Here is a 23948-nt window from a genome sequence, read left to right as displayed (position 1 = left end):
TCTTTCTAGGCCCGCGTCGCTCCGACCACAATATGTGGTGACGCCAGCCCTCTCAGGCCGCCCTCGCCCCAGATATCGTGGCCGTCACCAATTGTTGCGCCCGTCCATATGGGTAAGGCTGATGGAGGCCGGATCGAAGTCGTCGATCATGCGCAGATTGACCGAAATGCGCCGGGCCTCGTCCGACATGTCCAGCTCGACGCCCTCCTTGGGCGTGCCGTCCATGTTGAACGCCTTGCTGTAGTCCGGGGCGTAGCCGTGGGTGTTGCCGCCACACCGGCCGCAGAAGTGATGCGCGTTGGCCGGGCTGCTCGGCGAATAGATCGAGGTCGATTCAGCGACGACCTTCACTTCGGACTGGTCGTAGGACGCCCAGACCGCGCCGGTCCGGTTGCAGAAGGTGCAGTTGCACACCCCGCCCTCGGTCGGCATGGACGGAAGCGTGATCTGCGTGGCGCCGCAGTGGCAATGGGCGGTGACGGTCATGGCGATCTCCCTTTCGCGGCCACCCTGCCCGGCCGGTGTGTCACCAGCTGGCAGCAGCCTGCGCCTCAGGAGCGTTCGAGAGCCCGCTTCAGTTTCGCCAGGGCGACGCGTTTCAGAGCCTCAGGCTGCAGCGCCGGGCCCATTGCCGAGACCTCAAGGCCGGTGGCGACGTGGATGGCCGAGCATTTCAGGTATGCGCCCGTGCGGGTCATCTCGAAGATGACATCGCCGATGTCCGGGGCGGTCAAAGCTTCTTCAGGCCCTGAACCATATCGACGGTGTCGATCTCACCGTTCCAGAACCCGATCAGGACGTCGCTGTTCAGCGATATCCACTTCTGAACCAGCTTTAGATCGGCACCATCCAGCCAGCCCTCGATCAGAGTCGGGTGCGGACGAATGCCAACCACGGCGGTTTCATCGATATCCATGCGATCACCGCGAAGGCGGCAGACCTTGACCCCCGGATCGTGGCGCGTGCGGCCGCGATGGCTTACCCAGACCGTCATCGGCAGCCCGGTATGCTTCGGATAGAGATTGGCCATCTCGAAAAGATCATTCTCCTCGAGCGGCGTCTCCTGTCGCGGCTGATGGATGTTCATGCGACCATCATAGCGCGAATTGTGGCTGGGCGGAACGTCAGGCGACCTGCGGAAGACGCGCCACGTTGCAGTGGGTCCACAGGGCGTCCATCGCCTTCACCAGATCGTCCATCATGGCGTCGGTGTGGTTCGGCGAGGGCGTGAAGCGCAGGCGCTCGGTGCCCTTCGGGACGGTCGGGTAGTTGATCGGCTGGACGTAGACGCCGTGCTGCTCCAGCAGCATGTCCGAGATCATCTTGGTGTGCACCGGATCGCCGACGAAGACCGGGACGATGTGGCTTTCCGAGTCCATGACCGGGATGCTGGCGGCGGCGAGACGGGCCTTCAGCGTGGCGGCGCGCTCCTGATGGGCGTCGCGCAGCTCCGGATGGGCCTTGAGGTGACGCACCGAGGCCAGGGCGCCAGCGGTCAGGGCGGGCGGCAGGCTGGTGGTGAAGATGAAGCCCGAGGCCCAGCTGCGGACGGCGTCCACGATCACGGCGTCGGCGGCGATGTAGCCACCCATGACGCCGATGGCCTTGCCCAGGGTGCATTCGATGATGTCGATCTGGTCCAGCACCCCGTCACGCTCGGCGACGCCGGCCCCGGTCGTGCCATAGAGGCCAACCGCGTGGACCTCGTCCAGATAGGTCAGGGCGCCGTACTTCTTCGCCAGGGCGATCGTGCCGGCCAGGTCGGCGATGTCGCCGTCCATCGAATAGACGCTCTCGAAGGCGATCAGCTTGGGCGCATCGGCCGGGGCCGCGGCCAGCAGGGCCTCGAGGTGTTCGAGGTCGTTGTGCGCGAAGATGTGCCGCTCGCCGCCACCGTTGCGGATGCCGGCGATCATCGAGGCGTGGTTCAGCGAGTCGGAGAAGGTGATCAGGCCCGGCAGGATGCGCTGCAGGGTCGTCAGGGTCGCCTCGTTGGCCACATAGCCCGAGGTGAACAGAAGCGCCGCTTCCTTCTGGTGCCAGCTGGCAAGCTCGGCTTCCAGATCGACGGCCGAACGGGTCGTACCCGAGATGTTGCGTGTGCCGCCTGCGCCCGCGCCGGCCTCGTCGATGGCCGCCTTCATGGCGTCCAGCACCACCGGATGCTGGCCCATGCCGAGGTAGTCGTTCGAACACCAGACGATGACATCCTGCTCGGTTCCGTCCGCGCGGCGACGCTTCGCCAGCGGAAACTGGCCGCGCACGCGCTTCAGGTCGGCGAAGACGCGGTAGCGCCCTTCGCTCTTCACCTGCTCAACAGCGGTTTCGAATGCGGCCTTGTAGTCGAACAAAACAGAGCTTCTGGCGCGGTTTCGGAAGTCGGGGCCTTATTGCTCCGACCGTCGGTCAATGTCCATGACTCCAGCATGGGCAAAACGTCCAAGCCATTAATTGATAACGGTTCTCAGAAGCGACTGGCCGATTACTCCTTCGGCAGCTCGTCCAGCTTGCCGCGCAGCATCTGCAGGATGGCGGAGAAGTCCCGGCCGCCGTAGCCCAGCCCGTTGAACATCTGGAACAGGGCCTCGGTCTGGGCGCCCAGCGGGGTGGAGGCGCCGGACTTGGCGGCGGCGTCCTGCGCCAGCTTAAGGTCCTTCAGCATCATGGCGGCGGCGAAACCGCCTTCGTAGTTGCGGTTCGACGGGGCCGTCGGCACCGGGCCGGGCCACGGATAGTAGGTCGTCGTCGACCAGCTCTGGCCCGAGGACTTGGCGACGATGTCGAACATCTTGACCGGGTCCAGCCCCAGCTTCTCGGCCAGGCCGATGGCCTCGCAGGTGCCCAGCATGGTGATACCGAGGATCATGTTGTTGCAGATCTTGGCCGCCTGCCCCGCCCCATGGTCGCCGGCGCGGAAGGTGGCGCGGCTCATCGGCTCCAGCGCCGCCTCGATGCGGGCGAACTGGGGCTCGTCGCAGCCGACCATGAAGGCCAGGGTGCCGGCGTCGGCCGCCATGGTGCCGCCGGACACGGGCGCGTCGGCGAATGCGTAGCCGGCGTCCTTGGCCAGTCCGGCGACCTTGCGGGCCGTATCCACGTCGATGGTCGAGCAATCGAGCAGCAGGGCCTTCGTCGGCGCCGCGCCGATGATCTGTTCGGAATAGACCTTCAGCACATGTGGGCCTGCCGGCAGCATGGTGATGACCACGTCGGCTTCCTTCACCGCTTCGGTGACCGAGCCGACCGGGGTGCAGCCCGCCTGCGCCGCGCGCTCCAGAGCCGCCTCGGAGAGATCGAAGGCCAGAACCTTGTGACCGGCCTTCGCCTGGTTCGCGGCCATGCCGCCGCCCATGTTGCCCAGGCCGATGAAGGCGACGGTGGTGGTCATGGCGTACTCTCCCGTTGTTTTGCGGGAGGGTTAGCGGGCGTCAGCGGCGAACGCCAGTCACGATGCGACGGATCACTCCGGCTTGCGGAAGCTGATCATGAACTGGCTGGTCCGGCCGCGGATCGACTCGTCGAAGACGTTGGCTGTACGCGGGTCGTCGTCGTTCCAGAGCGCCGGGCTCATCTGCGACTGGATGAAGCCGGCGGCCTCGACCTCGCGGATGACCTGATCGATGTCGATGCGGTGCAGGGTGTGCGGCGTCGAGGCGTCGGCGCCCGCAAGCGCATAGTGGTCGATGATGACGTACCAGCCGCCGGGCTTCAGCGCCGCGAAGGCGCGGGCGTTGACCTTCTCCGCCGTATCGTCGGCGAAGGGCTCAAGATGCAGGTCATGATAGTTCTGGGCGGTGAAGATCAGGTCCAACCCGGACGGGAAGTCCGGCGCGGCGATGGGCGAGCGGATGGCAGTCACGTTGGGCAGGGCCGCAGCGGCGGTCAGGGCCTCGCCGTAGGAGGCCTGGAAGGCGATGAACTCGGCCGGCTGCCAGGCGGTGACATGGCCCTCGGGGCCGACGGCGGCGGAGAGCATGCGGGTGAAATAGCCGCCGCCCATGATCATGTCCGCGACCTTCCAGCCCGGCTGGACGCCCATGAACTCGAGCGTGATCAGGGCCTGCCGGGCCTCGTCTTTCGAACGGTCCTCGTCGGTGCGGATCGGGGACGCCAGAACGGCCGCATAGTCCGGCGCATTCGGCGAGGCCATGACGGTCGGGATGTTCATCCGCGACACGTCGAGCACAGGAGCCGGCTCCTGCGCCCAGACGCTACCGGCCGCTAAGGTCAGAACAACGGCCACGGCCGCCAGTGTGAAACGACGCATGACGGCTTTCCTCCTGCCTGTCCGGCTTATTCCGCCGGCTTCCTGAAGCGATAGACGAACCGGTCGGTCCGCCCGCGAATGCTCTCGTCGAAGACGCTGAGCGTGTGGTTGTCGGACGGCACGCGCACGGCGTCGCTCTCGCCGTCGTAAATGAAGCCCGCGGCCTCGACCTGACGGCGCAGTTCGGCGGCCTCGATCCGGTGCAGGCTGCCGGCGACGGAGATGCCCGCGCCGTCGGCGGCCTGATGGTCGAGGATGACGTAGAGGCCGCCCGGCTTGAGCGCGGCGAAGACAGCAGCGTTCATCCGCGCCACGTCGACGCCGAAACGGGGGATGGTGAAGTCGTGGTACTCCTCGCCCATGAAGACGACGTCCAGCGGACGGTCGAAGGTCATGGTCTCCAGGGCGCCGGTCACGCGGCTGACGTTCGGATAGGTGGTCGACAGGGTGTCGGCGTAGGCGTTCTCGCGGCTCGCGGTCTGGTTCGGCACGAAGGCGTAGACGTGCCCCTCGGGACCGACCACCGGCGAGAACAGGCGGGTGAAGAAGCCCTCTTCAGGACGGATGTCGGCGACCACGTCGCCGGGCGACAACCACATGAAGGCCAGCATGTCGGCCGACTTGCGCAGGTCGTCGCGCGCCACGTCGGCGGCCGGACGGCGCGAATCGGACAGGGCCGCGGCATAGGGGTTGGCGGCGACCGCCTCGGCCGGGGCGGCGTGCACCACCGTCCGCTCCCCACCGTCACTGGCGATGATGACGCAGCCGGACAGGCCCACGAGGCAGGCGGCGGCGAGCAAGGCGGTTCTGAACATGACTGACCCCTGTTGTACGGGGGCCGAAGCTACGCTTCGCCGATGGCTATGCAAGCGGCATTCGACGCCGCCCGTCGCACGCCCGGATCAGTCCAGGGGCGTCCAGGCCTCGTCGGCCGGCAGCGGGGCGAAGAAGGCTTCGACCTCGGCGTCCGACACCTCGGCCGGGGTCGCCGCCGACCATTTCGGCGCATTGTCCTTGTCGACGATGACGGCGCGCACGCCCTCCTGGAAGTCGTGAGTGCGGACCACGTGACCACCGAGGGCGTACTCCATCGCCATGTTGTCCGCGAAGGTCTCGAGCCCGCGGCCGATACGCAGCTGGCGCAGGGACACCTTCAGCGACTGGGGCGACTTGGTCTTCAGAGTGGCCAGCTGGGCCGAGGCCCATTCCGTGCCCTCGGCCTCTAGCGCGGCGAAGATCTCCTCGACGGTGTCGAAGGCGAACAGGCGGTTGATGTCAGCCAGATGAGCCTCGACCGGCGGTTCGCCCGCATCGTCTTCAAGCCCGTCGGCGACGTCGATCGGGAACGCCGGATCGGCGGCGAGGATGGCGCGGAAGGCGTCCAGCGCATCGGTCGGCAGATAGTGGGTGTGGATGCCGAGGAAGACGGTGTCCGCCGCCTTCAGCCGCGCGCCGGTCAGGGCCAGCCACGTCCCGGTCTCGCCCGGCAGACGCGGCAGGAACCAGCCGCCGCCGACGTCGGGGAACAGGCCGATGCCGGTCTCGGGCATGGCGTAGGTCGTGCGCTCGGTGGCGATCCGCACGTCAGCGGGTTCCGAGATGCCGACGCCGCCGCCCATGACGATGCCGTCGACGATGGCCGTGACCGCCTTGGGATACTCGAACAGCAGGTGGTTCAGCCGGTACTCGACCGCGAAGAAGGCCTTCGCTTCGGACGCGTCCCCTGCCCCGCTCTCGGCGATCATGCGAATGTCGCCGCCGGCGCAGAAGCCGCGCTCGCCCGCATGGTCGATCAGGATCGACTTCACCGCGTCATCATCGCGCCAGGCGACCAGCGCCTCGATAATCGCCTCGCACATGCCCCGGTTCAGCGCGTGCAGCGCCTTGGGCCGGTTCAGGGTGATGCGGCCGATGCCGGATTCGATGCGGGCGAGGACTTCGGGTTCGGTGGTCATGGCCCTCGCTTAGTCGCGAAGATCGAACACGTCCACGCCCGCCCGCCGCGCAGCGTCGAGCAGCCGCGCGTCGCGCGACGCCAGTCCAGCGCCGCGTTCGAGGCAGAGAAACAGATAGGCGGCGTCGAACAGACTCAGCCCCTCTCTCGCTGCGAAATCCACGAGGCCAAGAACCGATTCGTGCTCGCGCGGAGCGGTAACCCGGATGTCGAGCGCTGCAAGATCATGCAGATAGTCTGCCGCTATTGCCGCATTCCTCTTGGCCATGCGCGCCAGCAGGTTGCCGATCTCCCAGGCGAAGATGTCCGGAGCAATCAGATTCCGCGGCTCTTCATCCTGCAGAAACGCATCAGCGGCGGAGGTCTTCTGGCCGGACAACAGCCAGCTTGCGGCCGCCGAAGCGTCAATCGTGACGGTCTTCATTTCGCGCGATCCGCTTCAGGGCGTCCCAGCTCAGATCCTCAAGGTCCGACACCGCCGGTCGGGCGTCGCGACGCGCAAGAAGGCGCCGAACCTCTTCCGCACGTGTTGGCCCCGAACGAGGCGCCGCGGCCTTGATCGGAACAATACGCACGGCCGCCTTGCCATGGCGGGTAACCGTCACCGCTTCACCGGATCGCTCGACCTCGGCGATCAGGCTGGTGAATGTCGTCTTTGCTTCAAGGACGCCGACTTCGCGCACGTCAAACTCCTGACCATTATGGTCAGAATATCACGAAGCCGACCAAACGCCTACTGCCGCATCATCTCCCGTGCGGTGATCACGCGCATGATCTCGTTGGTGCCTTCGAGGATCCGGTGGACGCGCAGGTCGCGCAGGATGCGCTCCAGCGGATAGTCCTTCAGATAGCCGTAGCCGCCGTGCAGCTGCAGCGCCTCATCGACGATCTGGAAGCAGACGTCCGTGGCCATGCGCTTGGCCATGGCGCACCATTTGGTCTTGTCCGGATGACCGGTGTCGATGGCCCAGGCGCCGCGCATCACCATCAGACGGCAGGCGTCCAGCTGGGTCGCCATGTCGGCCAGCTTGAACTGGGTATTCTGGAAGTCGCCGATCGGCTTGCCGAATTGCTTGCGGGTCTTCACGTACTCAAGCGCCGTCTCCAGCGCGAGGCGGGCGCCGCCCAGCGAGCAGGCGGCGATATTCAGGCGGCCGCCGTCCAGTCCCATCATCGCGTAGCGGAAGCCGTCGCCTTCCTTGCCCAGCAGGTTCGCGGCCGGGATGCGGCAGTCGTCGAAGCTGACGATGGCGGTGGGCTGGCTGTTCCAGCCCATCTTCTTCTCCTGCGCGCCGAAGCCGAGGCCCGGCGTGCCCAGGTCGACGACGAAGGCGCTGATGCCCTTGGGGCCCGCCTCGCCCGTGCGCGCCATGACGACATAGACGTCGCTGGTCCCCGCGCCCGAGATGAAGGCCTTGGAGCCGTTCAGCACCCAGTGGTCGCCGTCGCGGGTCGCCGTGGTGCGCATGGCTGCCGCGTCCGAGCCGGAGCCCGGCTCGGTCAGGCAGTAGCTGGCGATCTTCTCCATGGTCGTCAGCGACGGGACATAGCGGCCGCGCAGATCGTCCGAGCCGAAGCTGTCGATCATCCAGGTCGCCATGTTGTGGATCGAGATGAAGGCCGCGGTCGACACGTCGCCGCGCGACAGCTCCTCGAAGATCACCGCCGCCTCGACGCGGCCCAGAGCCATGCCGCCGTGTTCCTCGCCGGCATAGATGCCGCAGAAGCCCATCTCGGCAGCCTGACGCATGACGTCGACCGGGAAGTATTTGGTTTCGTCCCACTCGGCGCTGTGCGGCGCCAGCTCGGCCTCGGCGAAGGCGCGGGCCGCATCCTGGATGGCGCGCTGATCGTCGGTGAGGGCGAAGTCCATGTGTGTTTCCTCGAGTCTTTGGATCGGCTTCTAGACGGGAGACGCAGCGGCGTCACCAGCACCAACCGCCCCTAGCCCTTTCCGTCACCCTCGGGCTTGACCCGAGGGCCGGATGTTCCGCAGGCATTGCCTCTCCGGCTAGGCACAGGCCGATTCAGCCTCCGGCCCTCGGGTCAAGCCCGGGGGTGACGGTGTATGAGCGGGAAGTGTGCGGGTGTTTTTTCCATCTCGACCCGCTAAATCCCGCCCATGACCCAGCCGTTCGCTCCCGCCGCCTTCCCCTATGCCCGTCCGCGCCGCCTGCGCAGCCAGCCGTGGGTGCGCCGTCTGGTGGCCGAGACGACGCTGACGCCGGCCGATCTGGTCTGGCCGCTGATCGTCCACGACGGCAAGGAGGACCGCGTGCCGGTCGCCTCCATGCCCGGCGTCTTCCGCCTGTCGCCCAAGGCCGCGGCCGAGGCGGCGAAGGAGGCGCGTGATCTGGGCATTCCCGCCGTCGCCCTGTTCCCCAATGTCGACGGCGCGCTGAAGGACGCGGTCGGCACGGCGGCAACCGATCCGGACGGTCTGGTCCCGGACTGCATCCGCGCCATCAAGGACGCCGCGCCGGAGATCGGCGTCATGACCGACGTGGCGCTGGACTGCTACACCGACCACGGCCACGACGGCGTGGTCGAGAACGGCCGGGTGCTGAACGATGCCTCGCTGGAGCGACTGGCCGAACAGGCCTTCATCCACGCCCACGCCGGCGCGGACATCGTCGCGCCGTCGGACATGATGGACGGCCGGGTTCAGGCCATCCGCGACGCGCTGGAGGCCAACCGCTTCGAGGACGTGATGATCCTGTCCTATGCGGCGAAATACGCCTCGGCCTTCTACGGCCCGTACCGCGATGCCGTCGGCTCGGCGAAGATGCTGACCGGCGACAAGAAGACCTATCAGATGGACTACGCCAACTCGGACGAGGCGCTGCGCGAGGTCGCCATGGACATCTCCGAGGGCGCGGATGCCGTCATGGTCAAGCCCGGGATGCTGTATCTCGATCTGGTCCAGCGCATCAGCGAGACCTTCAAGGTGCCGACCTTCGCCTACCAGGTGTCCGGCGAGTACGCGATGATGAAGGCGTCGATCGCCAATGGCTGGCTGGACGAGGACCGCGCCATCCTGGAGAGCCTGCACGCGTTCAAGCGCGCGGGCGCGGCAGGGGTTCTGAGCTATTTCGCCCCGCAGGCGGCGCGGCTGCTGGGCCGATGAAGTTCGGCGACCTTCGCAGCGTCGCGCACAACGCCGCCGACTCCCTGAGCAGCGGTCTAGGCTTCCCGATCGGCCTCTATGTGACGGATATCTACGGAGAGGCAGGTCAGTCACCCGGCGGCGTCATCGGCGTGGACTTCCTGACTGGTCAGGTGATCGAGGGCGTCGCTTCGGAGTCGCCTGGAACGGCGGTCGAGCTGTACCGGGACGCCTTTAAAGACCTCTGTCGACGGCATGGATGCGAAGCTGACCTGTTCAGGGTCGCCACCGCCCGTTTTGGAATCGACTCGTCACTCGGGATCCACTTCACCGTCCACATCGAAGACCGGAATGGACGGACGGCGACCGACCGGTACATCGGAACGCCGGGACAGAAACTCTAGGCCGTCAGGCGGGCACTCCAGCCGTCGAACCCCACCTCGACATTCGGCGGAACAATCGCCGACAGCGTCTTGTAATCCATATCGATATGCAGGTTCGTAAGAACCGCCTTGCGAACGCCCGAGCGCGCGATCCAGTCCAGTGTCCGCTCCAGATGGGCATGGGTCGGATGGGGGGTGTAGCGCAGGGCGTCGACGATCCAGAGGTCACAGCCGCGCACCGCTTCGATCGCCGCCTCGTCCAGGTCGGAGACGTCGCTGGAATAGGCGATCGGTCCGCAGCGATAGCCGACCGAGCGGATCGGGCCATGGGCCTGATCGAAGGTCACGACCGGGACCGGGCCGCCCGCCCCTTCGACGGACCACGGCTGGCCGTGCGGCGGGACGTCCCGCGCCTCGACGATGGCCGGATAGCCGAGCTTGCTCTCGAAGATGTAGTCGAACCGGTGGGTCAGGGCCGCGCGCGTCGCCGCGTCCATCCACGCCGGAATGCGCTGGCGCGAGCGGATGGCGAAGACGCGCAGGTCGTCGATGCCGTGAGTCTGGTCGGCGTGGTCGTGGGTGAACAGCACCCCGTCCACATGCCCGATGCCCGCCGCCAGCGCCTGTTCCCGCAGGTCCGGCGAGGTGTCGATCAGCACGCTGGTGACGCCGTCCGGACTGTGGCGGCGGATCAGGGCCGAGCAGCGGGTGCGGCGGTTCTTCGGTTCGGTCGGATCGCAGGCGCCCCAGTCGCCGTCCCCGCGCGGCACGCCGCCCGAGGAGCCGCTACCCAGGATGACGACCTCCAGCTCCATCAGGCGCCGTCCGGCCGGGGGATACGGTCGAACAGGGCGAAGAAGGCGTCCGTCGTCCGCGCCTCCGCCTCGTCGCGGGACCAGCCCCGGATCTCCGCCAGCTTGTCCAGCACGTGGCCAACGTAAGCCGGCTCGTTGCGCCGCCCGCGATGCGGGATGGGGGCGAGATAGGGGCAGTCGGTCTCGACGATGATCCGGTCGGCGGGCATGCCGGCGATGATGTCGCGCACGTCCTGCGCCGCCTTGAAGGTGGCGATGCCGGAGACGGAGAACCACGCGCCAAGTTCCGTTGCCTTCTCCGCGAGTTCCGGCCCACTGGTGTAACAATGCATCAGGAACCGGAACGCACCGTCGGCCTGTTCCTCGGCGAGGATACCAGACATGACGTCGTCGGCCTCGCGCGTGTGGACCACCAGCGGCAGCCCCGTGGTCCGCGCCGCGGCGATATGCTGGCGGAACACCGCCGCCTGCTCCTCGCGCGGGCTGAGATCATAGTGGAAATCGAGGCCGCACTCGCCGATGCCGACGACGCGGGGCCGCTGCGACAGCTCGATCAATCGGGCGGCGGTCAGGTCGGTATGGTCCTTCGCCTCGTGCGGATGGACGCCGACCGTGCACCAGATGTCCGGATGGGCCATGGCCAGGCCGTGGGTGGCCTCGAAGGTCGACAGCTTGTCCGAGATTTCGACCATCATCTGCACGCCGGCCTCGCGGGCGCGGACGATGACGGCGTCGCGGTCCTCGTCGAACTGGGGCGCGTGCAGATTGACGTGGCTGTCGATGATCATCCGCGCGCCGCCTTGGTGCGTTGCAGGTCGGCCAGTGCGCCGGCCAGCACGTCCGCCCGGTCGAGGTTGATCGCCGCGGCCCGGTCGGGCAGCTCCGACATCCGCTCCCACAGCTCGGCCCAGCGGGCGCCGCGCGCGCCCTCTTCCAGCGCTCTCACCTTCACGGCCGCGATCAGCCGCTCCATCAGGGTCTCGAACCGCTCCTGCCCCTCGGCGCCGCGGAACTTGTCGGCCACCGACATGGCCTCGGCCCGGTCGACGGTTACGGCGTTGACCCACTCCTGCGCCAGCTGGTCCGCCTCCAGCGTCGCCCCGGACGCCAGCGCCAGCGCCTGACCGGGCGAGCCGGCGGCCATGGCGGCGATGCGGGACGCCTCAGCGGAGGACACGCCGGTGCGGTTGCGCACCAGATCCTCCAGCGCATGCTGAGGCCAGACCGGGAAGGCCAGGCGGCGACAGCGAGAGCGGATGGTGGCCAGCAGCCGGCCGGGCGCATGGGTCACCAAGAACAGCACGCCATTCTCGGGCGGCTCCTCAAGAACCTTCAGCAAGGCATTGGCGGCGTTCAGATTCAGGTCGTCGGCGGCGTCAATGATCGCCACCCGCGCCTGCGCCTGCGACGGGCTCTTGGAGAAGAACTCCGGCAGTTCGCGTGCCTGATCGACCGAGATGGATTTCTTCGTCTTGCCGCCCTCGACCGCCCGTTCCAGCACCAGCAAGTCCGGGTGCGACTGGGCCGAGATCATGCGAGCGACGTGGTCGTAGGGATCGGTCCCCAGCAGCCCCCGCGATGGGTCTGGCCGCGCGCCCAGCAGACGTCTCGCCGCGCGATAGGCGAAGGTCGATTTGCCCGAGCCCTCGACCCCGCACAACAGCCAGGCGTGATGCAGCCGTCCGCGCGCCTGGGCGTCGAGGAAGGCGGCCTCGGCCTTTGCATCGGGGATCAGATCGAACCGATCGCGCGGGTGCTCGCTCACAGCAGGCGCGCCTCCACGGCCGCCCAGACCCGCGCCTCTATGGTCTCGATGTCGCCCACGGCGTCGATGACCACGCAGCGCTCAGCCTTCTCCTCGGCGATCTGCAGGAAGCGGGCGCGCAGGCGTTCGTGGAAGGCGACGCCCTTGGACTCGAACCGGGTCTCGAACAGGCCGCGACCGAAGGCGCGCTCCAGTCCCACCTCCACCGGCAGGTCGAAGATCAGGGTCAGGTCCGGCTGGGTCTCGCCGACCACGGCGGCGTCCAGCGACTCGATGAACTCACCCGGCGTCCCACCGCCGGCGCCCTGATAGGCCCGGCTGGAGTCGGCGAAGCGGTCGCAGACCACCCAGCGGCCGGCGGCCAGCGCCGGGCGGATGGTCTTGTCCAGATGGTCGCTGCGGGCGGCGAACATCAGCATGGTCTCGGTCATCGGCGACCACCGGCCGGCGTCGCCGTTCAGGGCGATGGCGCGGATCTCCTCGGCGCCTTCGGAGCCGCCCGGCTCGCGCGTGCGCACGACCTCAAGCCCGCGCGCACGCAGGCGATCAACCAGCAGGGCGACCTGCGTCGACTTGCCGGCGCCCTCGCCGCCTTCGAACGTGATGAATCTGCCCTGGGTCACCGGGGCACAATGGCGGCGTCGCCGCTTGAGGCAAGCCTTAGCGGGCCGATATCAACAGGGCGTCGGCATATCCGCGTGCGACCACCGCCTGACGCGCCGTCTCCGCGGCGTTGGGATCGGGCCAGGGGCCGACCAGGACGCGGTACAGGGGCGAATCGCCGCGGTTGGCCACATCGACCGTGGCGCGGTCTCCGAGCCGGTCGGCGACCCGTCGCGCGGCGTTGCGGTCGGAGAAGGCGCCGGCCTGAATCCAGTATGCTGCGCTCTCGGGCGCCTGTTGCGGACGCGGCGCCGGCGGCGCGGGGCTGACCGTCGCCGCGTACTGCACCGGCTGGGCCGACCCCAGCCGCGGCGCGCGCCCGAGATATCGCACCCTCACCTCGCCCACGCCACGCTCCAGCAGACCAAGAGCCTCGGCCGAGCCGCGCGAAAGATCGATGATCCGGTTGTCCACGAACGGCCCGCGATCGTTGACCCGCACGACGATGCTTCGGCCGTTGGCGGTGTTGGTCACTTCGACCAGCCCGGGCAGCGGCAGGGTCTTGTGGGCGGCGGTGAGGGCGTTCATGTCGAACCGCTCCCCCGTCGCCGTCGGCCGGCCGTTGAACTGGGCGCCGTACCACGAGGCCAGGCCGGTCTCGTCGTAGTTCGGCTGCTCCTCGGGGTGATACCAGCGTCCGCGGATCTGGTAGGGCCGCATGGTCCCCGACACGATCGGCGCCGGATCGGTGACCACGGGCATCCGCCCGCCGCCGGGCCTTGCCCCGCCCGCGCACGCCGCCAGCAGCGACATCATCGCCGCGGCCATCAGAATCTTCGCAATCCGGCCCGTCATCGCCCACCCTTGAGAGGCGGACAGAATGAACCCGTCGATTTCCGGTTTGGTTAACGCCCGATATCGGCTATGCGGCCGGTCCGCTCGATAAACACGGACAGGTGGCCGAGTGGTTTAAGGCAGCGGTCTTGAAAACCGCCGTAGGTGGAAGCCTACCGTGGGTTCGAATCCCACCCTGTCCGCCACCTTCATGGTGAAGCCTCCAGATTTCAGTCAGTTAGAGTTCGATTTGGCTAACGCGCTCGCGGAGTTAGCCAAATTCTGTTCGCCTTGCGTGCCGCCGATCAGCGCGAAGGCGTCCTTCGCCAGTCGCTTCTGGTCACGGGCTTTGGTGTACCGTTCGACCTCCTTTGAGGTCGTGTGACCGGTCACAGCCTTGATCTGCGCCTCGGTGCATCCGGCGTCGGCGAGCCGCGTGGCGGCGGATTTCCGCAGCCCGTGCGCCGAGCGGTCCTCGATCCCGGCCGCACGGGCTGCATCCCGAAACCAGTTGCCGAAGCCGCCGGCGGTGAACCCCGCGCCGGATTTGGTTGTCAGGAAGAGCATTTGCCCCGTCGGAACACGCTGCAACGACAGTCTCAGCTGCGGGTGGATAGGGAGTTCGAGGAAGGCCTTGGTCTTCTCCTGCCGCACCAGGATTGCGTCATCGCGGATTTGCTGGCGCCCCATCTGTCGGACGTCGCCTGAGCGCTGGGCGGTGTAGAGCAGAAGATCGAAGGCAAGCCGCTCCCGCGTTCCCACTGCCCAATGCGCCTCGAACCTGGCGATGTCTGCTTCCGTCCAGGCCGGGAAGCCGACCGACGGCGCCTTCAGCGACTTGAGGCCCGCGGCCGGGTTGTCCGCCCGCCACTGTCGCGCGACCGCGAACGCCATCATCCAGCGCAGCACCTGCACCATCTTGTTGGCAGCCCACGGCGTCTCCGCCCGCTTGTCCCGCATCTTCAGGACGTGGTGCGGCTGGATCGCGCGCACCGACTGACCGCCGTAGTCATTCCGGAGGCGCTCGATGATCCCGCGATAGGTGTCCCGGGTCGACGCCTCGAGCAATCGCCATTCGGCGGACGCGTAGATGGCGACCGCCAGGGCATTGATCGTCCCGGGGACGGTCCGGCTGGCTCCCGGTATGATCGCAGTCGTGCGACCCGAAACCGCCGCGTCGTACTCCAGGGCGAACTCCGGCGAGCCCGGCGTACCATGCAGATAGATCGCCTTCTGACCGGTACGCCGGTAACGGTAGCGGACCTTGCCGTGCCGGTCGCTGAAACTGCTGACGTAGGGAAAGCCGATCAGCTTAAGGCCTCGTCCCAAGACAGAACCTCCTTATCGAGGCTGCTCGCAGTCACCGTGCCGGGCGCGGCCAGATGCAGCCGCACCTCTCCACCGGGCAGCAGTTCCAGCGCACCAAGTGGCACGCCGCGTTCCTGCAAGGTGTCAATCCCCCGACGCAGATCCGCTTTCCGAACTATGCCCTGCCTGGCCACTCAACTCTCCAGTCCGCGCTGCCACTCAGGCAACGTTAGACAGGTGCGGCAGCGCCTCTCAAGCGCTGGATCAGCGCGTTATTCGTCGAGCTGGCGAGTAAGGCCGTATTGTTGGCCAACAATACACATCCTGCCTGTGAACTGGACGAAAAGACGCGCAAAAGTACGCAAGTCGGATTGCTGAGGTACTGGTGCACGAATGCGACATTTCAGGCCGGCGGCTTGGCTAACGCCGAGCAACGGACTGATTTGTATGAATGTGTGAGTGCGACAGCCTGATCAGGCGGTCGGTTTGCTATCAGTGAGTTGCACGCCTTTGTGTCGTTTTGCATGTACGGAGCAGTCGGCGCGACCGACCTGGGGCGGAAGTCGAGTGGCGGGCTCATGTCCAATCGGGGGGGCCGAGAAGCCGATCTTTCAACGGGACCGTCTTTTCCGCACGCGTTCGCTAGGCGTCCGGCTCGGTGGATCGCGAACCCAAAGGTCATAAGCACGACCGTTGTTTCGGTAGATCGCGAACCGAACCGGCCAATCTTCGGTGGATCGCGAACCCCAGAAGTGGGTTTCAAGACCTCACTCGGCGGGTAGCCGGACTAAGGCATAGGTTCGGAGCGGTTGCTTCGGTGGATCGCAGGCGTAACAGTCCATTTCGGTGCATCGCGAACCGAAAGCACGCATCACGTCAGCCGAGATCGCTTGGCAGCACCACAATGACCGGCAACGCTGGGTCTCCGCCTGCTAAGCGCCATAAGGAGACCTTGGCTGCGTGCCTCGAACCAGACATTTTCAATCACGCGATGACGATAAGGATTCGACGTGACTGAGGACGATCATAACCCTGACCCGCCCGCACACAGCGGACCGCTTGTCGAGGCGATGATGGCCGACATCGACGCAAAACTCACCCGCGAGGGTACAGCTCACAGCGCATCGCCAACCTTGGTGAACCGGCTACGAGCAGCCGGTGCTCGCTGCAATCCGGAACTTGGCCGAAAGGCTTGTTAACTGGCCGAACCTGAGCCTTTACGATGAGGGGCTGGAACGGCTCGAGGCGCGGGAAGGCACAAACTCGCGTAGGGAAGCGACAGACGATGGGGCATAATCTAAAGACAGCGGGAATAATTCGCGCGGGGTTCGAATACCAAGACTTAGTGGCTACTGAGACGCTGCTGAATTACTACCGTGAGCCGGATCGTTACCAATGGGTCCAAGTCGAATCCACAGACCCCGCCTTCAAAGCTGTCGATGACGTCGTAGCCTGCCGACAGGATGGCAGGTTCGAGGTTACCCAGGTTAAGTTCGCCGCAGACCCTGATAACCCCGACACCAGCCTCTGTTGGGAGTGGCTGCTCACACATAAGGCGCGAGGAAAATCGCTTCTTCGGCACTGGTCGGACTCGGTAGCCCCCCTAGTTACCGACGGCCGACTCGCATTCGCTCGCCTGAAGACGGATCGGAAGCCCGATAGCGAATTCGCGAAATGTCTGATTGGCAATCGCGTCAGCTATTCAAAGATCCCCGCTGAAACGCGCAAGCGTGTCGTAGATCAGCTCGGGTCGGCCGCAAATGCCAAGCTTTTCTTCCAGAATTTTGATTTCATACATTCCCAACCACACGTCGACGATCTCGATCAGCAGCTATGGGATCGCATCTCATCAGACACCGATCCAGCGGGCTGGGCCTTTTTCCAAAAGCAAGTTCGCCTCTGGTCGATCAACAAGGGGCTTCCGAAGCCAGACGGCAAAATCAAGCACCTGCATTTGCGACACGCATTTGCTGTCGAGTCAGCCAAGCCGATTGCGCAAGGCTTCAAAGTACCGGCTGACTATCAAATTCCCGACCAGGGTTTCGCCGACTCTTTTGCAGATCGCGTCCTCAACAACGACGGTGCGACGGTTCTCTGGGCTCCGCCGGGTCGCGGCAAGAGCACCTTCCTGAGCAAATTCAAAGCGGCAATCGACCCTGAAAAAACAGTCTGCATTCGCCATCACTATTTTCTCAGCTTGGATGACAGATCCGAAGCGCGTTTCTTCTTTCAAGCCATTGCGAGATCGTTCGAGGCGCAGCTCGATGAACTCATCCCAGACTTGGACGTAAAGCGTCAAAGCGTTGGCGACATGCTGACGATGGCCACACAGCGAGTTGTTGGTGACGGCAAAAGATTGGTCGTCATCATCGATGGTCTGGACCATGTGTGGCGCGAAGGACAGTCACGCTTGGACACGGAAGAACTCTTCAACACCCTCCTGCCCGTCATTCCGGGGATGCATGTCGTTGTCGGGACGCAGAAGATCGCTGAAGAGCATCTGCCAGCCAAGCTACTGCGTGCGGCTCCCGTGGATGGCTGGTGGGAACTGCCGCTAATGAACCGCGCTGCGGTGCGCGGATGGATCACCGAGAAGTACAAATCAGGCCGCCTCAATCTGAGGCGCTGGCATCATGAGCCCGAGATTAAGGCGCTCAATGCGGTTTCAGATGCCTTTTTCGAACTATCCGCCGGACTTCCGCTTCATCTAATTTACTCATTTGAAGCCGTCTCACGGGACGGGGAAGAGGTATCGCCCGAAATCGTGCAGGCTCTTCCCTCCTGCCCCTCCGGCGACATCCGAGACTATTATGCGACGTTCCTGACGCGTCTTTCACCACGCGGCCGGGTCATTCTGCATGTCCTGGCAGGCTTGGACTTCGCCCCGCCCCCGTTCGCTATCGCCGACTGTCTTGGGAATGACGAAGCGAGCATTGTTGCCAGGAGCGAGATATCGCATCTGCTGGACTACCGCGAACTAGAGGTTCGTCCGTTTCACGGCAGTCTGTTTGCCTACCTCCATGAACGTCCGGAGCATCTCACGACATTCCTGGACCATTCCCAGCCGACCCTAGAATGGCTCCGAGATAAAGCTCCCGACTATTGGCGGCAGACTTGGCTGTGGGTCACGGAAGCGAAGCGGGGCGACGCCGACAATCTTATCGCCAAGCCAGATCGTGCGTGGGCAGTTCAGTACGTTTCGGCCGGATATCCGATTGATAATCTCGTCGCTGTTTATGACCATGCGGAGCGCGCGGCCTTTAACCGCTTTGACTTGGCATCCTTGGCCCGTCTCCGCCTTCAGAAAATTCGAGCGATCAATGGGCCCGAATTTCAGACGGACGATTTTTCAAGATTGTGGGCGACGGCGGCTTCCTTGAACGGCGACGGTTATGCGTGGGGGTTGCTGCGGGCTGATCTCGCCCGCCTTCCAGCGAAGATGCTGCCCCCACTCGTCAGAATGACCACCGGGGGGCAACGTTACGGCGTCGCAGATCGGGCCATCGAGGAGCTTAACGGGCGGATCACGCGATCCGGCGCGAATGGCAGCAGCGGCGACCGTCAGGCCGAATTGGCGGAAGCCATCGTGTCCGTCGTCGGCAATGCCGGACGCGCCGACGTCAAACGCGTCCTTTCATTCTGCAAAAGGGCGGCACATCCTGATCATCTTCTGGCGGCCTATGCTCAGAGCGCGCGGTTGGTCGGCGACCACGCGAGCGTATTTGCGGCTGGACGAGCCTTCGGCGGCCGCGAACTCGCACGCGAAGTGTTCATCAGCCTTTGCGTGGAGGGCTTGGCTCCGAACAGTCAAGACAAGCTCAAGTCACGCGATCATCCTGCCATCCGCTGTCTCGCGATTGTAAAGGGTGACAAATTGCGCGGCAGTTCTGTCGGCAGAGACCTGAGCACCCTCTTCTCGGCAGCCGACGGCCCCGAGACAAGATTTCAGATCGACATACGTGGCATGGCCTACACCACATTCATGTCTGCGCTCGCCAGTGCTCTTCAAGGAAAGTCCGTAAACAACTGGGCACGCATCCCATCCTACGCCGCCGATAGCTGGCTGGCCGGGTCGATAAGAGCATTTGAGAAACTGGCGGGATCGATTGCTGCGCGATGGCTCCAAGACCGCCAATGGCCGACACTCGACGACGTTTTCGGCGGGTTCGATGCTAGCGCTGACTATGGACGTGGATTTGATGCACAGAACCGATTCATAGCAATCCGCCTCGCCTTGATCGATGCCGCCTTTGATATCGCGCTAATCGGCCGAGCCATTGATGGCAGTTCCGTGATTGACGCTGCCGCGCTTGCTGCTGCGAGGTCGTCAGATTTCTGGCTGGACGAACTCTGGCTGGAGCAACTGGCGAAACAACGCGTGGCCATCCACGACCAGGCGTGCTTCGAGCATTTTGCAGACGCCTATGGCAACTCGATTGACCAACAAGTCTCCGTCATCAACGAAAGAACGATCAACTGGTCTAACTTGGCTATGGCAGCGCTCGACCATGGAAGTGATATCCAAGCCAGCCATGCAGTTCAGAAAGCCGTCGAGGGGATCTTTGCGTATGGATGGCGGAAAGATCCATTTGCCGACGAGATTCTAGATGTACTGGATATGCTTATCGAGGCAGGCGAAGAGGGTCTGAAAAGCACTCTCCTCGACTTGGCCGGCGCGTTCCATGAGATCACCGACTACACCGATGGCGATGGCACGAACCATATCCGGGGTAGCTATTACGAGTTGATTGCTAAGCATTTTCCGGACAAGGTCGGTCCTATTGTGAACGCACTCATCGACGATGAGGAGTGGCGCTACGTAGAGGACCTGTACAAGAAAGCGCTCTCCCTGCCGCTGGCCCAAACCGACGCGGGAGCGGCACTGGCCACAACCTACATCATGCCGACAGAGCACGCGGCGCTGGAGAAACTTACACCAGCCCCAGCAGCGTTAGATGAAGTCGAGCGGAAACTTGGCCGGAACAATGCCAACCCTAAGAACCGTGACCGCTACAGCTCGTCCGGTTCATCCTCCGCCAGTGAAACTCCGGCCGATCCTCCCAAGATTGAAGATTTCCCGCCTGGAGAATTGAAGGAACTGCTCGCTGAGCGAAGCCGCCTTCATATCTATGATCGCTCCGGAGTCCGGGACTGGTTGGCGCATTGGGATAAAGAGGGCCGTGGGCGAGAAGCTCTGGACGATCTCCAAGCCATAATCTCTGAGACACGGCTGCACCTCGATCTTGAAAGCGGGCTTGACCAGGCCGCTGAAATGGCCGCGAAACTAGATGGCCGGACCAGAGCTTTCGACTGGATCGTGCGCGCGCATGTCGTTCGGTATGGCTGGCAGACCTATTGGACCAGTAGCTCCGAAGCCGAGGCACGGCTTGATGTTGTCGCCCGCGACTACAAGTCGCGATGGAAGGATTTTGTGCGGCAGACGATGAAGCCGGCAATCGACCTTCGCGAGAGCCAGAACGGCATCGTCGTACCGTTCACGAGGCTGGTGTATCTTCTGATCGCCCTTGGAGAAATGGAACTTGCGAAAGCTCACGCTGACGCAATGATTTCCGCTTTCAAAGCTGAGGTTTCGAACCTGCCGCTCGGGACGCCGGCATGGGCATAGCGTCTCCCGCGATCGATCTACTCCTTACGAGGCTTAGATGGCCGGTCCCCAGAGTGCGCCTCGAGGCCTCCAGATCGATCGCGCATCTCATCCGCAGCGGTAACAGGGAAATGGCATCCTCCCTTCTAGGGTGGATCTCAACGCGCACGTTCGAAAGCGAGGTTGTCATAGGTCTTTGCATCATCGATGCATTTGACCTGAGTTCATATTTCGATTTCTCCGAAGTGCGGAACGCGGTCAACGCTCCATCACATCTGTCGGATATTCTCCTGTTCGAGAATTTCGGATCGGACGCTGGACTTTGGCCATCCCGCTATAGGTACGCGCCTGACAGCCGGGCAAATTTGAACGCGCGGTTACGCGCTAGGTTTTCCGCGTTCAATGGCGTGCCGCAAATGTTCCACTCAAGGCTCAAGCATCTTCAAGATAGCACCGGTGCGCCTTTTCTGCGCCGCTGGCAGCATGAATGGGAATGGCTTCAGGTCGCGGATTTGCGCGCCGAAGGTAACCCGTCATTCTTCTTTCAGGGCGATAGGAATTCGACCGGCCAGTTCGATTTCGGCGATCGAGAAACCTACGTGTCCGCGTTCTTGCGGACGCTGGCTTACGCCGCAGCGCACTGGGGGCTGCCGAACGACATCATGACATTCTTTGCCAGGGCGGCCATTACGCTTAATCGTGGACTGGCCGATGTGGCTTGTGTGGCCCGTCCAGCCTGGACGGATGATGTGATCATCCGGGACCAGGTCCCTTCTACCGCTGCCGCGGAACTATGGCGCAACGCCAATCTTGCCGTCGGAGGCGAGATGATCGTAGCGCTTCGCGTCGCAGAGGTGACCGAGACCGCATATGTCCAATACGAGTTCAGGTATGCCTTGGGCCTAATGGGAGGTTTCGACCATGCGAGACCGCCCCGCGAGCAGGGTTGGTTGATAATGCCGCGTGCGGAGTATGCCGGCCCATTGGATACGCCCGGCAAAATTGAGACCTTCGAAAAGCCCACAGCGCTGTGTGGCATGACGATGCCAATGGACGTCGGTCGGATGCTGGTTGATGTTGTTCCGCACGTCCAGCTTCCAGCCCAGTTGTCATCCACTGATCGCGCAGAGATATCGACGACGTCCGACAGTGTGGTTCTCTCAGTAGAAGACGAGCCAGTCGCGACTTGGCGATACTGGTATGCAGATTGGGATCCGGCTGTCCCGAAGGGCGTAGACTCTCTACTCAGCTACACGACTTCGGTAAAAGCCGACTCGTTGAAACAGAAAGCCGCCTATAGTGGCCGCGCCGGAGGCGTGTGGTGCGACATCACGTGGGGCACCCGCGAATACTCCTATTCCGACTTCACAGAAGCAAGCGAGGGTTTCTGGGCGGTCACGCCAGCTCCCCTCTAGGCTCGGGAATCGTTGCTAAGAGCACGGTCGCGGTGACGGCTATGAGTCCTGAGCCTATGTAGATTCTTTGGTTAGATTCCGGCACCGGCCCAGCAGCGATCCTGCCGAGGCTAGGTGAGAGTCTGAACGCTGATCGATCAAAGCCTCCGCATCGGATTAACGCCACTCCGCACAGCGGACCTTCCGAACGTCTGCTTAGAGTCACAAGCGGACGTCCCTGCTCGGGCATGAAGCGAAAGACGGCTCCTGACTCTTGATGGACCCTCGGAAGGTCCGCTTCGCGCGGGCCTTCTGATTATGAAGACCTGCTGAGGCCGCACGCGAGGTTCGATGACGTCTCTTGCACCCCTTCATCTTCACGGCGCTTCGTCTGGCTGGTGATGGACGGGCCGGCCGAAGCGCACGGTCCAGGTCACGCTGAGCCACGCCAGTCCACCGGGTCCTCCGCGCAATCCTGCTGGACCCTTCATCGGCCTGCGGTCGACGACAGTGGACGTTGCTGCCGGGGCATAGGCGGACAGAGAACGCCCGGTTCGGATCGCGCGTCATCAGGATATCGACCCTTAACCCCGCGTCGGAGAAATCGCTGCACCGGCCCGCCGCCCGGTGACGCCGAGCCAGTCACGGACACAGAACCTCCCGGCGACGCTCGATGCTGTCGGGCGCCGAACCTATTGGCAGACAAGCAAAAATCCATTCATATCGTTGTTCTTGACGTGTAGAGAGCGGCGTTGTGTCGTCGGGCCGGAGAGTGTTTCTTGTCCAGTAAGCGTAGCGTTTCCTGGGATGTTTCAACGAAGACTTTGCCGGACGCCTTCGACCGATATCTCGTCGGAATGGCGGGCTTCTATGAGGTTTCCGGCGTCAGCGAGACCGACAGGAACGCGTTCTTCAACCGGTCCAGATCCACCATCAGCCGAGCTGGCATGATCGGTCGCGGTCATTCGGTCCGACAAACGCTTTCCCGCGGCCTGTCGACACTGCGGAGCTCGGATGTCGATGGCCTGAACCTGATCGTCAACGGCGCAGCGGTGGTCGGAGATGCGGATGGTCGAGACGTGCGCGCGGCGCCCGGGGCCGTGCAGTTTCGGGATCTGGGCAGGCAGGCCGCGTCCCGCCTCGACAGGGTCGACCTGACCGTGCTGGTGGTGCCCCGGACGACGGCCCCGCCTGTTCTGCTGGCGCGGGAAGTGCATGGCCTTGTAATCCCCCCGGACCAACCGGGCGCGCGACTGCTACGCAATCACCTTTCGAGCCTCGAGGGTCTGGCGGCTGATCTGCCGGACGAGCAACTTGAGACTGGCATCCAGGCCCTGCTCCTGATTGCCCTGCGTCTCATCGGGGGAACGGCGTCGCCTGCGCCCGAACCGGTCGCGGCCGCCCTGTATCGGACGGTCAGAACGGTCGTCGCCCGGCATGTCGATTCCCGGATTGCGGCCGGCGCGCCGGCGCCGGACAGCCTGGCGCTGGCGCGCGCAGCTGGAGTGTCCCGAGCCACGCTCTACAGGGCGTTCGACGCGGAAGGAGGCGTCGTCCGGTATATCAGGGAACGGCGGCTTCATCACGCCCGTACCGCGCTCCGGCTTCGACACGAACGCTCCGAGACCATCGCGAGCATCGCCGAGCGCTTCGGGTTCGCGTCGGCCACCCATTTCAGTCGCCAGTTCCGCGAGCGCTTCGGCTATCTGCCTTCAGAGGTCGCTCCACCGGTCGTTCCGGTCGGCATTGCAATGTCGCAGGGTCCCATCAGGCATGACCTGCTGGTCGAATGGCTCGAAAATCTGAAGCTGCGGTCTGATCCGAGGTAGAGGCAGACGGCCCAGAACGCTCTCCCAAACGGGGGGGCAGGAGCCGGGAGTCCCTGTCCCGCATATGAATTCCCCGTTCAGGGGT

The 23948-nt window shown here is 64.4% G+C and carries 22 protein-coding genes and 1 tRNA gene; 6 read left to right on the top strand and 17 right to left on the bottom strand.

Annotated elements, in window-relative coordinates; translation table 11 throughout:
• Positions 1–84: 84 nt before the first annotated feature.
• The 11 genes from ABDZ95_RS09360 to ABDZ95_RS09310 all read right to left on the bottom strand — a co-directional run bounded on the left by ABDZ95_RS09360 (position 85) and on the right by ABDZ95_RS09310 (position 8094).
• Positions 85–486: a GFA family protein gene (locus tag ABDZ95_RS09360; protein WP_343793019.1), complete on the bottom strand. Its 402-nt coding sequence runs from the start codon at positions 484–486 to the stop codon at positions 85–87.
• 65 nt (positions 487–551) lie between these two features.
• On the bottom strand, positions 552–734 hold the full coding sequence (locus ABDZ95_RS09355; protein WP_343793017.1) for a DUF6898 family protein: 183 nt from the start codon (positions 732–734) through the stop codon (positions 552–554).
• Positions 731–1087, bottom strand: a complete 357-nt coding sequence (locus tag ABDZ95_RS09350; protein ID WP_343793015.1) for a hypothetical protein — start codon at positions 1085–1087, stop codon at positions 731–733. The genes ABDZ95_RS09355 and ABDZ95_RS09350 overlap by 4 nt, the downstream gene beginning before the upstream one ends.
• Positions 1088–1124: 37 nt before the next feature.
• Positions 1125–2351 carry a 5-aminolevulinate synthase gene (gene hemA, locus ABDZ95_RS09345; protein ID WP_343793013.1) on the bottom strand — a complete coding sequence of 409 codons (1227 nt, stop codon included), beginning with the start codon at positions 2349–2351 and terminating at the stop codon, positions 1125–1127.
• A 131-nt stretch (positions 2352–2482) separates the two neighbouring features.
• The gene (gene mmsB, locus ABDZ95_RS09340) at positions 2483–3388 is read right to left on the bottom strand and encodes a 3-hydroxyisobutyrate dehydrogenase (RefSeq protein ID WP_343793011.1); all 906 of its coding nucleotides are present in this window, start codon (positions 3386–3388) and stop codon (positions 2483–2485) included.
• A 72-nt stretch (positions 3389–3460) separates the two neighbouring features.
• A complete protein-coding gene (locus ABDZ95_RS09335) occupies positions 3461–4267 on the bottom strand; it encodes a class I SAM-dependent methyltransferase (RefSeq protein WP_343793009.1) in 807 nt (268 codons plus the stop codon).
• Positions 4268–4293: 26 nt separating this feature from the next.
• Positions 4294–5082 carry a class I SAM-dependent methyltransferase gene (locus ABDZ95_RS09330; protein WP_343793007.1) on the bottom strand — a complete coding sequence of 263 codons (789 nt, stop codon included), beginning with the start codon at positions 5080–5082 and terminating at the stop codon, positions 4294–4296.
• An 87-nt stretch (positions 5083–5169) separates the two neighbouring features.
• On the bottom strand, positions 5170–6222 hold the full coding sequence (locus ABDZ95_RS09325) for an enoyl-CoA hydratase/isomerase family protein (protein WP_343793005.1): 1053 nt from the start codon (positions 6220–6222) through the stop codon (positions 5170–5172).
• Positions 6223–6231: 9 nt separating this feature from the next.
• Positions 6232–6645 (bottom strand): type II toxin-antitoxin system VapC family toxin, encoded by a 414-nt coding sequence (locus ABDZ95_RS09320; RefSeq protein ID WP_343793003.1) that lies wholly within the window; start codon positions 6643–6645, stop codon positions 6232–6234.
• Positions 6626–6904, bottom strand: coding sequence for a type II toxin-antitoxin system Phd/YefM family antitoxin (locus tag ABDZ95_RS09315; protein WP_343793001.1), 279 nt, complete (start codon positions 6902–6904; stop codon positions 6626–6628). Before ABDZ95_RS09315 ends, ABDZ95_RS09320 begins: the two co-directional genes overlap by 20 nt.
• 50 nt (positions 6905–6954) lie before the next feature.
• Complete coding sequence (locus ABDZ95_RS09310) at positions 6955–8094, bottom strand: isobutyryl-CoA dehydrogenase (protein WP_343792999.1); 1140 nt, start codon at positions 8092–8094, stop codon at positions 6955–6957.
• Positions 8095–8343: 249 nt separating this feature from the next.
• On the opposite strand from ABDZ95_RS09310, the gene hemB reads away from it, so the two are divergent.
• Both hemB and ABDZ95_RS09300 read left to right on the top strand, forming a co-directional pair.
• Positions 8344–9348, top strand: coding sequence for a porphobilinogen synthase (hemB, locus tag ABDZ95_RS09305; protein WP_343792997.1), 1005 nt, complete (start codon positions 8344–8346; stop codon positions 9346–9348).
• On the top strand, positions 9345–9731 hold the full coding sequence (locus tag ABDZ95_RS09300; protein ID WP_343792995.1) for a hypothetical protein: 387 nt from the start codon (positions 9345–9347) through the stop codon (positions 9729–9731). Before hemB ends, ABDZ95_RS09300 begins: the two co-directional genes overlap by 4 nt.
• Here ABDZ95_RS09300 and ABDZ95_RS09295 read toward each other — a convergent pair.
• The 5 genes from ABDZ95_RS09295 to ABDZ95_RS09275 are packed head-to-tail and all read right to left on the bottom strand — an operon-like array spanning position 9728 to position 13748.
• A complete protein-coding gene (locus tag ABDZ95_RS09295; protein WP_343792993.1) occupies positions 9728–10525 on the bottom strand; it encodes an MBL fold metallo-hydrolase in 798 nt (265 codons plus the stop codon). The two genes, ABDZ95_RS09300 and ABDZ95_RS09295, sit on opposite strands and share 4 nt — an antisense overlap.
• Entirely contained in the window at positions 10525–11313 is a 789-nt protein-coding gene (locus ABDZ95_RS09290) for a TatD family hydrolase (RefSeq protein ID WP_343792991.1), read from the bottom strand. Before ABDZ95_RS09290 ends, ABDZ95_RS09295 begins: the two co-directional genes overlap by 1 nt.
• The gene (locus ABDZ95_RS09285) at positions 11310–12290 is read right to left on the bottom strand and encodes a DNA polymerase III subunit delta' (RefSeq protein WP_343792989.1); all 981 of its coding nucleotides are present in this window, start codon (positions 12288–12290) and stop codon (positions 11310–11312) included. Before ABDZ95_RS09285 ends, ABDZ95_RS09290 begins: the two co-directional genes overlap by 4 nt.
• Positions 12287–12913, bottom strand: coding sequence for a dTMP kinase (tmk, locus tag ABDZ95_RS09280; protein WP_343792987.1), 627 nt, complete (start codon positions 12911–12913; stop codon positions 12287–12289). The genes ABDZ95_RS09285 and tmk overlap by 4 nt, the downstream gene beginning before the upstream one ends.
• Positions 12914–12950: 37 nt before the next feature.
• Positions 12951–13748, bottom strand: coding sequence for a septal ring lytic transglycosylase RlpA family protein (locus ABDZ95_RS09275; protein ID WP_343792985.1), 798 nt, complete (start codon positions 13746–13748; stop codon positions 12951–12953).
• A gap of 95 nt (positions 13749–13843) precedes the next feature.
• On the opposite strand from ABDZ95_RS09275, the gene ABDZ95_RS09270 reads away from it, so the two are divergent.
• A tRNA-Ser gene (locus ABDZ95_RS09270) sits at positions 13844–13933 on the top strand.
• Positions 13934–13961: 28 nt separating this feature from the next.
• Here ABDZ95_RS09270 and ABDZ95_RS09265 read toward each other — a convergent pair.
• Positions 13962–15056: a tyrosine-type recombinase/integrase gene (locus ABDZ95_RS09265; protein WP_343792983.1), complete on the bottom strand. Its 1095-nt coding sequence runs from the start codon at positions 15054–15056 to the stop codon at positions 13962–13964.
• Positions 15057–16380: 1324 nt separating this feature from the next.
• Between ABDZ95_RS09265 and ABDZ95_RS09260 the strand changes: the two genes are divergently transcribed.
• The 3 genes from ABDZ95_RS09260 (at position 16381) to ABDZ95_RS09250 (ending at position 23863) form a co-directional block, all read left to right on the top strand.
• Positions 16381–20661 (top strand): ATP-binding protein, encoded by a 4281-nt coding sequence (locus ABDZ95_RS09260; protein ID WP_343792981.1) that lies wholly within the window; start codon positions 16381–16383, stop codon positions 20659–20661.
• A gap of 110 nt (positions 20662–20771) precedes the next feature.
• Positions 20772–22055: a hypothetical protein gene (locus tag ABDZ95_RS09255; protein ID WP_343792979.1), complete on the top strand. Its 1284-nt coding sequence runs from the start codon at positions 20772–20774 to the stop codon at positions 22053–22055.
• 803 nt (positions 22056–22858) lie between these two features.
• Complete coding sequence (locus ABDZ95_RS09250; protein WP_343792977.1) at positions 22859–23863, top strand: helix-turn-helix transcriptional regulator; 1005 nt, start codon at positions 22859–22861, stop codon at positions 23861–23863.
• The last annotated feature ends 85 nt before the right edge of the window (positions 23864–23948 follow it).

Origin of the sequence: Brevundimonas kwangchunensis, assembly GCF_039523815.1 — a bacterium.
GTDB classification, from domain to species: Bacteria; Pseudomonadota; Alphaproteobacteria; order Caulobacterales; family Caulobacteraceae; genus Brevundimonas; species Brevundimonas kwangchunensis.
This window is presented reverse-complemented; position numbering and strand designations above follow the sequence as displayed.